The following is a 14422-nucleotide window of genomic DNA, read 5'->3' as shown; positions in this document are numbered from 1 at the left end:
GAGACGGGGCCCGCAAGGGACCCGGGTAAATCTCCGCGTGCGGGATGCCTCGGGCATCACCACCAAAGCTTCAAATCGGACACGATGTCCGCCGTGCATCCCGCACCCCTCTCATCGCTCCAGGGCGCAAGCCCGTGGAGGATTTCGTGCTTCCTCATCTCCAAACACACAGTTTTTCCCGGAAGCGCGCAGCGCTGTCCGGGACCGACTGGACGCGGCTCACGCTTCACGCAGCAAGGTAGATCCCGGATCTGCAGCCTGCCTGCGCAGGCTTTCGTCCGGGAAAATGGAGAGAGGTTGAAATGAACACTTCCGCTTTCCCCGGATTTATTCCGGGGTCTGGCGGCGTTTCAGATGCAGGCTCCTCCTGGCCCCGGCACAAGGCCGGGGGGAAACGGAGCGAGGTAGGAGAAAAACACTTCACCCCCCCCCCCCCCGCAAATCCGCAAACCGGACAGCAGCAGGCTCAACTTGATGGAAACCGCGCACGGGCTTATGTGCTGGGCATGGCCAATCTGATCGACAATACGGCGCGAAGCGCCGCGTCCGACGCCCGCGCTGCCCGTCACCCGGAAAAGCAGAAGCGAGCCGATACGCCCATCCTGCGCAAGCCGGACTGGATTCGCGTCAAGGCGCCGCTGGGCAAGACCTTCTCGGAGACGCAGGAGATCGTGAAAAAGGGCGGTCTCGTCACTGTGTGCGAGGAGGCCGGCTGTCCGAATATCGGCGAGTGCTGGGAGCAGAAGCACGCCACTTTCATGATCCTGGGCGATACCTGCACCCGCGCCTGTTCTTTCTGCAATGTGAAAACCGGCCTGCCGGGTCCGGTCGATCATGACGAGGCCCGCCGCGTTGCCGAGGCGACGGCCCAGATGGGGCTGAACCATGTCGTCATCACCTCGGTCGACCGCGACGATCTGGACGATGGCGGAGCGCAGCACTTTGTCGATGTGATCGAAGCGATCCGCCGCGAGACGCCGGGCACGACGATCGAGATCCTCACCCCGGACTTCCTGCGCAAGCCCGGTGCGGCCGAACGCGTCATCGATGCCAAGCCGGACGTGTTCAACCACAATCTGGAAACCGTGCCGCGGCTCTATCTCTCGATCCGTCCGGGCGCGCGCTACTACCATTCCCTGCGCCTTCTGGAGCGGGTGAGGGAGCGCGATCCGGCACAATTCACCAAATCGGGCATCATGGTCGGCCTGGGCGAGACCAAGGAAGAAGTCATGCAGGTGATGGACGATATGCGGTCCGCCGGCATCGATTTCCTGACCATCGGCCAGTATCTCCAGCCGACGCGCAAGCACGCCGCCGTCGACCGTTTCGTGACGCCGGACGAGTTCAAGGCCTATGAGACGATCGCGCGCGCCAAGGGTTTCCTGATGGTGTCGGCGACGCCGCTGACCCGTTCGAGCCATCATGCCGGCGATGATTTCCGCAAGCTCCGCGAGGCGCGCGACGCCATGCTGGCGCGCGGCTGACGGGGCCGGCGTGACCGTCGAGACCCGCGAACGCCTGCGGCTTTTCCATGCGCCGGACGATCTGTTCGATCTGGTGATGGATGTGCGCAGCTATCCGCAATTCATCGAGCAGATCACGGCGATGCGCGTGCTCAATGAAGCGCGCGACGGTCCGCTGACCGAGCTCACCGCGGAAGCACGGGTGCGCTATAAATTCGTCTCCGAACGCTTCACCTCGCGGGTGATCGCCGACGCCTCGCGCCGCTCGATCGATGTGAGTTTCGTGGCCGGGCCTTTCCGGGTGCTGGAAAACGCCTGGCGGTTCCGCGAATTGTCGGACGGCTCCACCCTGGTCGAATTCTCCATCAAGGCGGCGTTCAAGAACCCGATCCTGCAAATGCTGCTGGAGACCAATCGCGAACGGGCGGGCCGCATACTGGTGCAGAAATTCTCGGCCGAGGCCGAACGCCGCTATACCCGGACGGGCAATCCGTCCAAGGAGTTATCCGAAGAAATCGACGCCCTGCGATAACAGGTCGAGCGCCGTGGCCACGCTGGCCAGGCGTACGGCATCGCGGCCGCGATCGCCGAAACGGTGGACCTCGGTGATCGTCGCGCCATCGCGGCGGGCGAGGGCGAAATGCACCAGGCCGGCCGGTTTGCGCTCCGATCCGCCCGGACCGGCCACGCCCGTGATCGCCACGGCGATATCCGCATTCGAGCGCAGGAGGGCTTCCTCGGCCATGCGGCGGGCGACCTCGTCGGACACGGCGCCCTGCGCCTCGATGACCCGCGCGGGAATACCCAGCATCTCGGTCTTGGCGGCATTGGAATAGGTCACGAAGCCGCGATCCACCACATCCGACGAGCCCGGGATCTCGGTCAGCAGCGCAGCGACAAGGCCGCCAGTGCAGCTTTCCGCCGTGGCGATCATCACACCGGCGGTGCGCGCCCGGTCCAGCAGAGTTTCCGCCTGGTCGACGAGGGAGTGATTGAAGATCATGACAGTCTCGCGGTGACGATGGCCTGGGCGGCGAGGCCTTCGCCGCGCCCGGTGAAGCCGAGTTTTTCCGTCGTGGTGGCCTTGATGTTGACGCGCTTTGGATCGAGTCGCAGGAGCTGCGCCAGCCGGGTCCGCATCGCCTCGCGATAGGGCCCGATCTTCGGCCGTTCGGCGATCAGTGTGACATCGGCATGGATGACCTGGCCGCCGGCTTGCCCGAGGAGCTCCAGCGCATGCAGCAGGAACGCGTCCGAGGCGGCGCCTTTCCATTTCGGGTCGGAGGGCGGGAAGTGCTGGCCGATATCGCCGGCGCCGGCACAGCCCAGCACCGCATCGGTGACAGCGTGAAGCCCTGCATCGGCGTCGGAATGGCCCACCAGGCCCAGCCCCTCACGCAATTCCACACCGCACAGCCACATCGTTTCGGCCGGCTCCAGACGGTGCACGTCGAAACCCTGGCCGCTCACCGTGATCGTCTCGCCCATCAGCATCGCCTCCGCGCGCCGGAAATCGGCCGGCATGGTCAGTTTGAAATTGTCTGCGTCGCCCTCGACGGTGTGGACCTGACCGCCCGCGGCCAGGATCACAGCGGCATCATCCGCCAGCCCGCCACCGCCCAGCCGGGCATAGGCCGCGCTCAGCGTATCGAACCGGAAAGCCTGCGGCGTCTGGGCGGCCCGCACGACCGCCCGGTCGACCGGTTCGGCAATCATGCCATCGGTCATCACCCGCATCAGCGCATCGGTCGCGGGCAGGGCGGGGATCACGGCGTCGTGCCGGTCCAGCGCCTCGGCAAGGCGATCGATCAATGCGGCGGACAGGAAGGGGCGGGCAGCGTCATGGATCATCACCGCATCGGGAGCATCGCCTGCCAGCGCCGCCAGCCCGGCCCGGACACTGTCGGTCCGGGTGGCTCCGCCCGGCACCGTTGTGAAGCTGTGGGCGGTTTCCCGGCGCACGGCCTCGACATGATCCGTATCCTGTGGATTGACGACCACAATGACCCGGCGGATTGCAGCATGGCCAGCGAGCGCGTCCAGCGTCCGCGCCAGCACGCTGCGGCCGGCCAGGGATCTGAATTGCTTGGGAATACCGCCGCCGGCGCGTTCGCCGCGCCCCGCCGCCACGATGATGGCATCGATTGTCATCCGGCACCCTCATGCATTGCCGCAGCGCAGCATAATCGCTAGCCTGACGGGCTTACGATGCCCCTTCAGGATTTGTCCAGACGCATGCACTTCTCGATCGGTCCCCACCGGATCACCGTTCCGGCCATTCTGGCGCCCATGTCGGGCGTGACGGATCTGCCTTTCCGCTGCCAGGCGCAGCGTTTCGGGGCGGGCATGGTCGTGTCGGAAATGGTCGCCAGCGATGCGCTGGCCCGCGGCCGGGTCGACATGGTGCGCAAGGCGGCACTGGACGCCTCGCTGTCGCCCTGCGTCATCCAGCTGGCCGGGCGCGAGGCGCACTGGATGGCGGAAGGCGCGAAAATTGCCGTCGATGCCGGGGCCGACATTGTCGATATCAATATGGGCTGTCCGGCCCGGCAGGTCACCAAGGGTCTGTCCGGTTCGGCCCTGATGCGTGATCTCGACCATGCCCTGACCCTGATCGAGGCGACCGTCGCTGCGTCCAGTGTGCCGGTGACGCTGAAAATGCGCCTGGGCTGGGATCATGACAGTATCAACGCGCCCGAACTGGCGCGCCGGGCCGAGGATGCCGGTATCCAGCTGGTGACGGTGCACGGGCGTACCCGCCAGCAATTCTACAAGGGTGAGGCCGACTGGTCGGCGGTGCGTCCGGTGAAGGAGGCGATCTCCATCCCGCTGATCGTCAATGGCGACATCCATACCGCCGAGGATGCCCGCAAGGCCATTACGGCCTCGGGCGCCGATGCGGCGATGATCGGCCGCGCCGCGCAGGGACGCCCCTGGCTGGTCGGCGAGATCGGCGCTGCGCTGCTGGGCAAGCCCGTCGAAACGCCGTGGGCCGACAAGCTGCCCGCACTGGCTGAGCAGTTCGACATGTCGCTCGAGCATTATGGCGGCGAGCTGGGAATTCGCATGATGCGCAAGCACTTCGCCTCTTTTATTGATGTCGAGGCGCAAGCGGAAGGGTGCGATCCGGACTGGCTCTCGGGGCTGAAAGCCACGCTGTGCCGCTCGACGGATGCCACGGCGATCCACGATGTCCTGGCCCGGCTGGCCGTGCCGGAAAAACGGGCCGTCGCATGAACGGACCCGCGGCCCCGACATCGCCGGCCGAACCCGCTGCCGAAATGGCGGCGATCCCCTTGCTGCAATTCTCAGAAGATGCCCGCTTCACCTGGGCCAATACCCAGGCCGAGGAATGGCTGGGCCTGTCGGCCCGGCATCTCATGAAAGGCGATTTCGGCACTCAGTCGCCGGTCTGCGCCAATCTGGCCGAGATCGTCGAACAGGCCTGCGAAGCACGGCGCACCGTCGTGGCGCTGGGCTGTGTGCTGGGCCCGGGCGGGCCCTTCGACCTGCACGCCCGCTGGTCCGACGAGACGTCAACGGTGACGCTGTCCGTGCTGCCGCATCGCGAGCCGGGCGCCAAGGCGTCCCAGGCACCGGCTCTGGGTTTCGGCCGCATGCTGGCGCACGAACTCAAGAACCCGCTTGCCAGTGTCCGCGGTGCCGCCCAGCTGATCCGCCGCGAGAGCAATATCGAGGCGGCAGCAGAGCTCGCCCAGGTCATCATCCAGGATGTCGACCGGATCACCCGCCTGGCCAATCACTGGAGCCGGGTGGGGGATATCCGCCTGGGCGAACGCGGCGAGGTCAATCTGAACCACCTGGCCATGGATGCGATGGAGAGCATTGTGCGGGCCGATCCGCGCTCCAGATCGATCCTGAAAGAAGATTTCGATCCCTCGCTGCCACCGGTCGATGGCGACCGGGATCTCCTGCTGCAGGTCGTGCTGAACCTCCTGCAGAATGCGCTGGATGCGGTGCGCGACATGCCGGATCCGAAAATCCGGGTCGAGACGCGCTTCGATACGGGGCCGCGCAGCCGCACCGGCGCCAATCCGACGCCGCTGGTCCTTGTGGTGCGGGATAATGGTCCGGGCATTCCCGATGCGCTGGGCGCGGGTATTTTTACGCCCTTCGTCACCACCAAACCGGCGGGCGAGGGGTTGGGACTGGCTTTCGCCGCGCGCATCGCCGCGCTGCATGACGGTCAGCTGGACTATGAAAGCGAACCGGGACGGACGGGTTTCAACCTGCGCCTGCCGGTCGCTAGGGAGGAAACATCGTGAGCGCACGCATCCTGCTTCTCGAAGACGATGAAAGCCTGAAACTCATCCTTTCCCGGGCCCTCGGTTCGGCAGGCTACCAGGTGCGCGCGACCGCCTCGCCGGACACCGCGCTGGGCTGGATCCGCAATGGCGAGGGCGATCTCCTGCTGGCCGACGTTCTGCTGGACGGAACGAATTTCCTGGAAAATCTCGGCCTGGTGGCCCGGCTGCGGCCTCAGATGCCGGTCATTGTCATGAGCGCCCAGGCAACGGCGTCTACAGCGATCAATGCCGCCAAGGGCGGTGTGTTCGAATACCTGCCCAAACCCTTCGATCTCGACGATATGATCTCGGCCGTCGCGGCGGCGCTGGGCGACAAGCGGGCCGGCCAGCAATCGCGTTCGACCGAGGAACCGACCGGCTTTATCGGCCAGTCCGTCGCGATGCAGTCGGCCTTCAAGGCGATCGCCCGGGCCGCCACCAGCCAGGCGCATGTCATGATCACGGGCGAGCCGGGTGTCGGCAAGCGTCAGGCCGCCGAGGCCCTGCTGCGTGCCCGCGGTGTGGCGTCCGAGGATGCTGTCGTCGTCACGCCGTCGAATACGGCGACCGAGATTTTCGGCTCCACCCAGGCCGCCCGTCAGGTCGTCTGGCTGCGTCTGGAGGAGTGGAGCGGGGAACAGCAACGCGCGGCGCGCGATGCGCTTGACGGGGGCTCCGGCCGCGTCATCGCCACGGTATCGCAGGCGCCGTCGAACCCGATCGACAGCCGGCTGGCGGCCCGGCTTTCGGAATGCGTCATCACCGTGCCGCCGCTTCGCGAACGTCGCAGCGATATCCCTGCGCTGTGCGAAGCCTTTCTCGGCCAGTTTGCCCGCCGCGACAAACAGGACCCGGTGCGCCTGTCCAAGGATGCCATCGACTATCTCGTGAACTCGCCCTGGACCGGCAATGTCGTCGAGCTGCGCTCGGTGCTGTCGCGTCTGGCCCTGGCGACGCGGGGCCGTGTGGCGGGTCTGGACGATGTCGCCCAGGCGCTCAATGCCGACGGTGCCGATTCGAGCGAAGACATCGCCGTCCACGCCAATGCCCTCGCGGCACTGGCCCTGTCGCGGCCGGATGCGCGCCAGAGTGCCGTCGATGCACTGGAAAGGGCATTGTTCACCCAGGCGCTGGACCGCTGCAATGGCAACCGGTCGCGGGCGGCGGATCTGCTCGGGCTGAACCGCAACACGCTGGCGCGGCGGCTGTCCGAGCTGGACGGGACGGACGAGAAAACAGGCTGACTGTTGCGGGTGCGGCACTGTGTTGATTTCGTGCAACGCAGGAGTAAGCTCGGTCGCTTGAAGCAAGTGAGGCTGATTTGCCGAACGCGTCCAGGAACACTCTGATCCGGAACATTTCTCCGCGCTCGGCGGCGCTGTTCGGCGCGGGCTTTCTGGTCTCGCTTGGCCTTCTGGGCGTGGCCGCCTTCATTCTGCTGAACGAAGGCGGGCTGACCGGCGCCAACAACCGGATCGCGCTCGGCATTCTCGTCGGCAATCTCGTGCTCCTGCTCGGCCTCGCCGGCGTCGTCGTGCTGCGTTTCGTGCGGCGGGTGAGGGCGCGCCGCTTCGGCGAACCGACGCCGCGCCTGCATCTGCGCTTCGTGGCACTTTTTTCGATCGCCGCGGCTACCCCGGCCGTCCTCGCCGCCATCTTCCTGGGCTTTGTTATCACGCGCGGCGTGGATCTGTGGTTCGACGACCGGATCGCCACGCTGGTCGACCGGCTGGAAGATGTCGCTTTCGATTTCTACGGCCGGGAGGCGACAACGGCATCAGGTCATGTGGAGAGCATGGCGACCGATCTCAGCCAGGAGGGGTCGGTCGACGCTTTCACCACCTCGCGGATCCAGTACATCAATTATCTGAATTTCCAGGCCGCGCGGCGCGGCTTCGCGGCCGCCTATATCGTCGATGGCCGGGGCACCTTGCTTGCCCGCACCCGATTCCGCGAAAACGAGGAATATGCCGCGCCATCGCAAGTGCTGTACGACTACGCCAATGACGGCGATGTGGCGGTGTCCACGCCCAGCTCGTCGGCCGAGGCGGTCGATGTGATGCGCCTGCTTTATCGTCTCGATGCCTATCCGGACGCCTACCTCTTCGTTTCCTACCCGGTGAACATCGACCTGTTCCGGGAGATGGCCCAGGCGCGCAACGAATTGCGCGATGCCGGCAGCCAGGAGAGCCGGGTCCGGGGCTCCTTCTACTTCCTCTATTTCGAGGTTGCGGTGCTGATCGTGATCGGTTCGATCTGGCTCGCCCTGTCGGCGGCGACCCGGGTTGTCACGCCGATCTCGCGCCTGGTCGGGGCGGCCGAGCGTGTGCGCCGCGGCGATCTGGATGCCCGGGTCCAGATGGGTCGCGAGGATGACGAGATTGCGGCACTTGCCCGGGCCTTCAACCGGATGACGCGGCAATTGCGCAGCCAGCGCCGTGAACTGATCGAGGCGCACGCCGAATCCGAGCAGCGCCGCGCTTTTATCGAGGCGATTCTCGCCGGGGTGCGGGCCGGTGTGATCGGCCTGGACAAGGATAACCGGATCACGCTGATCAACCGTTCGGCCATCTCCATGCTCGCCCCGGGGACGGACGATCTGATCGGTGTCGGCATCGACGAGGTCACGCCGGAACTGGCCGAGATCGCCGCCGAGGCCCGCCGGCGTCCTGGGTCCGTTGCCGAGGCGCAGATCGATCTCAACGCGCCGGACGACCAGATCCGTCACCTGACGGCCCGCGCCTCGATGGACGAGGAGGCCGGCCTGGTCATCACATTCGACGATGTGACGCGCCTGGTAACTGCCCAGCGCAATGCGGCCTGGCGTGAGGTTGCGCGGCGCATCGCCCACGAGATCAAGAACCCGCTGACCCCGATCCAGCTGTCGGCCGAGCGTATCCGGCGCAAATATCGCGACGAGATCACCTCCGACGTCGAAACCTTCGACCGCTGTACCGACACGATCGTGCGCCAGGTCAGCGATATCGGCCGCATGGTCGACGAGTTTTCCAGCTTTGCCCGCATGCCCCAGCCGAAGGTGGAGCGTGTCGAGATGGGCGAGCTGGTGAAGTCGTCAGTCTTCACCCAGCGGGTCGCCTCGCCGAATATCGAGATCGTGTTCGAGCATCCCGGCATGCAGGTTCACGCCATGTGCGATGCCCGGCTTTCCGTGCAGGCGCTGGCCAATATCCTCAAGAATGCCTGCGAGAGTGTCTCGACCCGCATGGACCAGGATGGCGCGCCGGGGCAGCTGGTCGTCAGCCTGACCGAGGCGAACGGCTATGCCGTGATCGAGGTGGCCGATAACGGTCTGGGCTGGCCGACCCCCAATCGCGAACGCCTGACCGAACCCTATATGACCACGCGCGAGAAAGGCACGGGCCTCGGCCTCGCCATCGTGAAGCGCGTGATGGAAGACCATAACGGACGTCTGGAACTGGATATTCCCCGGAGCGGGCAGGGCGCCGTCGTGCGGCTCGTTTTCCCTCTGGCGGACATGGCCGATCCGGCACCGCAGTCCCTGAAGGAGGCTTGATACATGGCCAGGGATATTCTCATCGTCGATGACGAGGCCGATATTCGTGAACTGATCGGCGGTTTGCTCGAGGATGACGGCTATGAGCCGCGTGAGGCCGCCGATGCCGATGGCGCCCTGGCGGTGATCCGCCAGCGAAAACCGTCTCTGATCATCCTGGATGTCTGGTTGCAGGGCAGCCGGCTGGACGGGATCGAACTGCTCGACGAATTCCGCGCGCTCGATCCGGACCTGCCGGTGATCGTGATCTCCGGTCACGGCACGATCGAGACCGCCGTGGCGGCGATCCGCAAGGGCGCCTATGATTTCCTGGAAAAACCCTTCAAGAGCGACAAGCTTCTGCTCACGGTGAAGCGGGCGCTGGAGACCAGCCGGCTGCGCAGCGAGAATGCCGAACTGCGCGCCCGTACCCAGGCCCAGAGCACGCTGATCGGCGATTCCAGCGGCATCCTGCAGGTCCGCCAGCTGATCGAGCGCGTCGCGCCGACCAATAGCCGCGTCCTGATCCGCGGCCCCTCGGGGGCCGGCAAGGAACTCGTCGCCCGGCTGATCCACGAGAACTCGCCACGTTCGGGCGCCGATTTCGTCGCTGTCAGCGCGCCGGGCATGTCACCGGAAGGCGTGGAGGAGGAACTCTTCGGCCGCGAGAATGATGACGGTTCGGTCAAGCATGTCGGCCTGCTGGAACGCGCCCATGGCGGCACGCTCTATCTCGACGAGATTGCCGACATGCCGACAGCCACCCAGAGCAAGCTCCTGCGCCTGCTGGTGGAACAGCGCTTCCGCCGGATCGGCGGGGCCGGGGATGTGCAGGTCAATGTGCGGGTGATCTCCTCGACCGCCCAGGATCTGGCCGTGCGCATCCAGGAAGGCCGTTTCCGCGAGGACCTCTATCACCGTCTCGCCGTCGTGCCGGTCACCGTGCCGGCCCTGGCCGAGCGGCGCGAGGATATTCCCGCCCTGGTCGATCATTTCGTGAAGAACCTGACGCAGTCTGCAGGTCTGCCGCTGCGGGCCTTCGGTGATGACGTCATGGCGGCGCTTCAGGCGCACAGCTGGCCGGGCAATGTCCGCCAGCTGCGCAACAATATCGAGCGCCTCCTGATCCTCGCCACCGGTCCGGCCAACGAGCCGATCACGCTGGATGCCTTGCCATCGGAAGTCGTCACGCGCGACAATCACGAGACCGGCTTCGATGCCGAGAAGATGATTGCCCTGTCGCTGCGCGAGGCCCGGGAGAATTTCGAGCGTGAATACCTCAAGGCCCAGATCGACCGGTTCGGCGGCAATATCTCCCGCACGGCGGCCTTTATCGGCATGGAACGGTCAGCGCTTCACCGCAAACTCAAATCGCTCGGCGTCACCTCGCCGCAGCGCGACGGCGCGGCCTAGTCCGCACCCAACGGAGACGACATGAAAGCCATAGTCTGCGGAGCCGGGCAGGTCGGTGTGGGTATTGCCCGGGCGCTTGCCCGGGAAGGCAATGCGGTGACCGTCGTCGACTGGTCGACCGAGCTGATCGACAATGTCGTGACCGATCTCGATGTGCGCGGCGTCGTCGGCCACGCCTCCCACCCCGACGTGCTGGAAAAGGCCGGGGCGGCGGAAGCCGATCTCCTCGTCGCCGTGACCTATTCGGACGAGGTGAACATGATCGCCTGCCAGGTCGGGCATTCCCTGTTCTCCACACCGATGCGGATCGCGCGGGTGCGGGCCCAGGAATATCTCGATCCGGCCTGGGGCGATCTCTTCTCCACCGGCAATCTGCCGGTCGATGTGGTGATCTCGCCCGAGCTCGAGGTCGGACGCGCCATCCTGCAGCGGGTGGAAACGCCCGGCGCCTTCTCCACGGCGGTGTTCGCCGGCGGGCGGGTGCAGCTTTTGGGCCTGCGTCTGGAGGAAACCTCGCCGGTAGCCGGTTCGACGACCGAACAGGTGATGGAACTCTTCCCCGACCTGCGCCTCGCCGTGGTCGGCGTACAGCGCGAACGCACGCTCTTCATTCCCAAGCTCAAGGATCCGCTGCTGCCGGGCGATGATGTCTATGTCGTCACCGAGAGCGCGCAGGTGCGGCGCCTGCTGGATATTTTCGGCCGCAGCGCCGAGCAGATCCGCCGCGTCGTGGTGGTCGGGGCCGGCAATATCGGCGTCTATGTCGCCCGCGCCCTGGAACGCGCCGGCGGGGTGAAGGTGCGCCTGATCGAGGCCGACAAGGCCCGCGCCGAACACGCCGCGGAACGCCTCAAGCGGACGGTCGTGCTGCACGGCGACGGTCTGAATGCCCGCATGCTGCGCGAGGCCGGTGTCGCCAATGCCGAACTCGTCATCTGTGTCACCAATGATGACAAGGTGAACATGCTCTCCGGCGTGATGGCCAAGCGGGAAGGGGCCGAACGCGCGCTCAGCCTGATCAATGACCGCACCTTCGAGGGCATGCGCGAACCGCTGGGTATCGACGTGCTGATCGATCCGCGCGCGACGACCGTGTCGACCATTCTCCAGCACATCCGCCGCGGCCGGATCACCGGCCTGCAGACGCTTGGCGGCGGTGAGGCGGAAGCGCTGGAAGGCATCGCCCTGTCGACCTCGCCGCTGGTCGGCAAGACGCTGGACGAGCTGGAATTGCCGGACGGGGTGGCACTGGGCGCCGTGGTGCGCGGCGACAAGGTGATCCTGCCCTGCGACGAGGGCCGGATCCGCGAGAACGACCGCGTTCTCCTGTTCTGCAACAAGGCGCTGGTACCCAAGGTCGAGCACCTGTTCCGGGTCAGCCTGGAATATTTCTGATCCATGTCGCCTGCGGCGCTCTTCCGCCCCCTGGGGGCCCTGTGGGTACTGGTCGCGCTGATCGCACTGCTGGCGGCTGTCTGTGCGCCGGCGGTCGAGGAATGGCACCTGGCGCCCTTCTTCATCACCACGGCGGGGCTCGCCTTCGTGCCCGGTGCGCTCGTTCTGGCGGCCACGCGCGGTGTGCAGGTCGGCGCCAGCGCGCTCGATGCGCTGGGCCTGGCGCTGCTCGCCTGGGTGACGACGCCCGCCTTTGCCGCGCTGCCATTCTGGCTGACCGGCTATTTCGGTCCGATGGATGCGCTGTTCGAGGCCTATTCGGCCCTTACGACAACCGGCGCGACCCTGCTGCCCGCCGACGAGCTGCCGCGCTCCTTGATCTTTTGGCGCGCTGTGCTGGCCTGGCTGGGCGGGTATGCGACCCTGCTGCTCGCCATCGCCGTGTTCGCCGCACTCGACCGGGATGTGCCCGCGATCCGCAAATCGGCACTCCTGACCGTGCGCCCCGACAACATCCTCTCCCACCTGCCGGTCGCGGCGCGGCGGGTCGGGCTGGTCTATGCCGTGCTGACCGCCGTCACCTGGCTCATGCTGCTGTTTGCCGGCAATGGTTTCTTCGATGCCAGCGTGCTGGCCATGTCGGCGATCTCGACCTCCGGCTATGCGCCGGTCGATGGCGGGCTGGCGACGAATTTCGGCACGATATCGATGCTCATCGTGGCGCTGGCCTGCCTGGCCGGGACCGTGAACATTGCCCTGTTCTGGGATGCCCTGCGCGATCGCGGCGTGCTGCGGGACCCTGACCTGGCCGGTATTGCCGCGCTCGTGGGCGGTCTGGGCGTGCTCTACGTGATCGCCGACACATCGCACATACCGTCTCACTTCATCGACGCCTTCTTCGTCGTCTCGACCAGCGGCTACACCGTGTCCGCGCCGGCCTCGCCGGTCCCGGTGGCAGCGGTCTTCGTGGCGCTCGTGGGCGGGGCGGCCGCCTCGACGACCGGCGGTGTAAAAATCTCCCGCATCCTTCTGCTCTGGCGGCGCATGGGATCGGAACTCGCCGTTCTGACCGATCCGTCCAGCCTGGTGCCCGTCACCTTCCGCGGACGCTCGGTGCGCGACACGGCGCTGATCGGCATCTGGGCCTATGTGTTGGGTTTTCTGGCCTGTCTGGGGATCGGCACCCTGGCGCTCGCCCTGGCCGGGCTGGATTTCCAGACCGCCTTTCTGGCGAATGCGGCCGCGTTGGCCAATGCCGGGCCGCTGCTGCACGAAACCAATGCAGGACACGGGTGGGACGAGCTTGCGGACAACGCCAAACCGATCCTTATTTCAGCCATGATTCTCGGGCGTCTGGAGGTGCTCGCCGCGGTTGCGGCCATATGGGCGCTCTTCATCAGGAAATAAGAGAGAACGCGTGTCCAGGATTGCCTACGTCAACGGCCGCTTTCAGCGCCACGACCTCGCCGCCGTACACATCGAGGACCGGGGCTTCCAGTTCGCGGATGCGATCTATGAAGTCTGGGCGGTGCGCAAGGGCGAGCTGCTGGACGCCGAGGGGCATTTCGACCGGCTCGACCGCTCCCTGAACGAGCTGCGCATTGCGCACCCGGTCACCCGGGCGGCTCTCACGATCCTCATCCGCGAACTGATCCGCCGCAACCGCATCGGCGATGGCCTGGTCTATCTGCAGATCAGCCGCGGCCGGGCGCGGCGCGACCATGGCTTCCCGCCGCCCGGCACGCGACCGACGCTCGTTCTCACGACCAAGCGCCTCGACCTGGGCGCCGTGGCCAAACGCGCAGAGCAGGGGGTGTCGGTCATCTCCGTACCCGACCAGCGCTGGGCGCGTTGCGACATCAAGACCGTGAACCTGCTGCCCAACACGCTCGCCAAACAGGCCGCGCGCGATGCAGGAGCCTACGAGGCCTGGCAAGTGGATGCTGACGGCTTTGTCACCGAGGGCACGTCGTCCAACGCCTGGATCCTGACGGCCGATGGCGCTCTGGTCACGCGGCCCGCCGATAACGCCATCCTGCACGGCATCACGCGAGCAACGCTGATCCGCACAGCGACGGCCGCCGGCTATCGTCTGGAGGAGCGGCCTTTCACGATCGCAGAAGCGCTTGAAGCCCGCGAGGCCTTCCTGACATCGGCCACGAATTTCGTCATGCCGGTGACCCGGATTGACGGCCGTCCGGTGGCAAATGGCGAACCGGGTTCGGTTTCTGCCGAGCTTCGTCAGGCCTACCTGGCAGCCGTGTGATCAACATTCCGGCTTTCTCAGAAAGATGAGATGGTTGCAGGCCATGGTGAGGCCTGTATACCCT

At 66.1% G+C, this 14422-nt stretch carries 12 protein-coding genes; 10 read left to right on the top strand and 2 right to left on the bottom strand.

The features are described from left to right. Positions 1–506: 506 nt before the first annotated feature. Positions 507–1484, top strand: a complete 978-nt coding sequence (lipA, locus tag JJ918_RS12590) for a lipoyl synthase (protein WP_291887827.1) — start codon at positions 507–509, stop codon at positions 1482–1484. Between the two features lie 10 nt (positions 1485–1494). After that, positions 1495–1995 (top strand): type II toxin-antitoxin system RatA family toxin, encoded by a 501-nt coding sequence (locus tag JJ918_RS12585; protein ID WP_291887824.1) that lies wholly within the window; start codon positions 1495–1497, stop codon positions 1993–1995. Here JJ918_RS12585 and JJ918_RS12580 read toward each other — a convergent pair. Then, the gene (locus JJ918_RS12580; protein ID WP_291887822.1) at positions 1966–2466 is read right to left on the bottom strand and encodes a CinA family protein; all 501 of its coding nucleotides are present in this window, start codon (positions 2464–2466) and stop codon (positions 1966–1968) included. The two genes, JJ918_RS12585 and JJ918_RS12580, sit on opposite strands and share 30 nt — an antisense overlap. Beyond that, the gene (locus tag JJ918_RS12575; protein ID WP_291887819.1) at positions 2463–3614 is read right to left on the bottom strand and encodes a bifunctional 2-C-methyl-D-erythritol 4-phosphate cytidylyltransferase/2-C-methyl-D-erythritol 2,4-cyclodiphosphate synthase; all 1152 of its coding nucleotides are present in this window, start codon (positions 3612–3614) and stop codon (positions 2463–2465) included. Before JJ918_RS12575 ends, JJ918_RS12580 begins: the two co-directional genes overlap by 4 nt. 84 nt (positions 3615–3698) lie before the next feature. Between JJ918_RS12575 and dusB the strand changes: the two genes are divergently transcribed. From dusB to JJ918_RS12535, 8 genes are all read left to right on the top strand, one after another. After that, positions 3699–4700 carry a tRNA dihydrouridine synthase DusB gene (gene dusB / locus JJ918_RS12570; RefSeq protein ID WP_291887816.1) on the top strand — a complete coding sequence of 334 codons (1002 nt, stop codon included), beginning with the start codon at positions 3699–3701 and terminating at the stop codon, positions 4698–4700. Continuing rightward, complete coding sequence (locus tag JJ918_RS12565; protein ID WP_291887813.1) at positions 4697–5749, top strand: ATP-binding protein; 1053 nt, start codon at positions 4697–4699, stop codon at positions 5747–5749. The genes dusB and JJ918_RS12565 overlap by 4 nt, the downstream gene beginning before the upstream one ends. Beyond that, positions 5746–7014, top strand: a complete 1269-nt coding sequence (locus JJ918_RS12560) for a response regulator (protein ID WP_291887811.1) — start codon at positions 5746–5748, stop codon at positions 7012–7014. The genes JJ918_RS12565 and JJ918_RS12560 overlap by 4 nt, the downstream gene beginning before the upstream one ends. A 77-nt stretch (positions 7015–7091) precedes the next feature. After that, positions 7092–9305 (top strand): PAS domain-containing sensor histidine kinase, encoded by a 2214-nt coding sequence (locus JJ918_RS12555; protein WP_291887810.1) that lies wholly within the window; start codon positions 7092–7094, stop codon positions 9303–9305. 3 nt (positions 9306–9308) lie between these two features. Then, positions 9309–10697: a sigma-54 dependent transcriptional regulator gene (locus tag JJ918_RS12550; RefSeq protein WP_291887808.1), complete on the top strand. Its 1389-nt coding sequence runs from the start codon at positions 9309–9311 to the stop codon at positions 10695–10697. 21 nt (positions 10698–10718) lie between these two features. Next, positions 10719–12092, top strand: a complete 1374-nt coding sequence (trkA, locus tag JJ918_RS12545) for a Trk system potassium transporter TrkA (protein ID WP_271186658.1) — start codon at positions 10719–10721, stop codon at positions 12090–12092. Between the two features lie 3 nt (positions 12093–12095). Then, entirely contained in the window at positions 12096–13499 is a 1404-nt protein-coding gene (locus tag JJ918_RS12540) for a potassium transporter TrkG (protein ID WP_291887805.1), read from the top strand. Positions 13500–13509: 10 nt separating this feature from the next. Beyond that, positions 13510–14358 (top strand): D-amino-acid transaminase, encoded by an 849-nt coding sequence (locus tag JJ918_RS12535; RefSeq protein ID WP_291887802.1) that lies wholly within the window; start codon positions 13510–13512, stop codon positions 14356–14358. The last annotated feature ends 64 nt before the right edge of the window (positions 14359–14422 follow it).

It is taken from the genome of Maricaulis sp. (assembly GCF_017642925.1).
Taxonomy (GTDB): domain Bacteria; phylum Pseudomonadota; class Alphaproteobacteria; order Caulobacterales; family Maricaulaceae; genus Maricaulis.
Note: the sequence above shows the minus strand (reverse complement) of the source record. Positions and strands in the feature narration are given on the sequence as shown.

Coding starts and splice junctions, on each gene's coding strand:
- JJ918_RS12565 (WP_291887813.1), top strand. CDS start 4,697: ATGAACGGACCCGCGGCCCCGACATCGCCGGCCGAACCCGCTGCCGAA.
- JJ918_RS12540 (WP_291887805.1), top strand. CDS start 12,096: ATGTCGCCTGCGGCGCTCTTCCGCCCCCTGGGGGCCCTGTGGGTACTG.
- JJ918_RS12575 (WP_291887819.1), bottom strand. CDS start 3,614: ATGACAATCGATGCCATCATCGTGGCGGCGGGGCGCGGCGAACGCGCC.
- trkA (WP_271186658.1), top strand. CDS start 10,719: ATGAAAGCCATAGTCTGCGGAGCCGGGCAGGTCGGTGTGGGTATTGCC.
- lipA (WP_291887827.1), top strand. CDS start 507: ATGGCCAATCTGATCGACAATACGGCGCGAAGCGCCGCGTCCGACGCC.
- JJ918_RS12550 (WP_291887808.1), top strand. CDS start 9,309: ATGGCCAGGGATATTCTCATCGTCGATGACGAGGCCGATATTCGTGAA.
- JJ918_RS12580 (WP_291887822.1), bottom strand. CDS start 2,466: ATGATCTTCAATCACTCCCTCGTCGACCAGGCGGAAACTCTGCTGGAC.
- dusB (WP_291887816.1), top strand. CDS start 3,699: ATGCACTTCTCGATCGGTCCCCACCGGATCACCGTTCCGGCCATTCTG.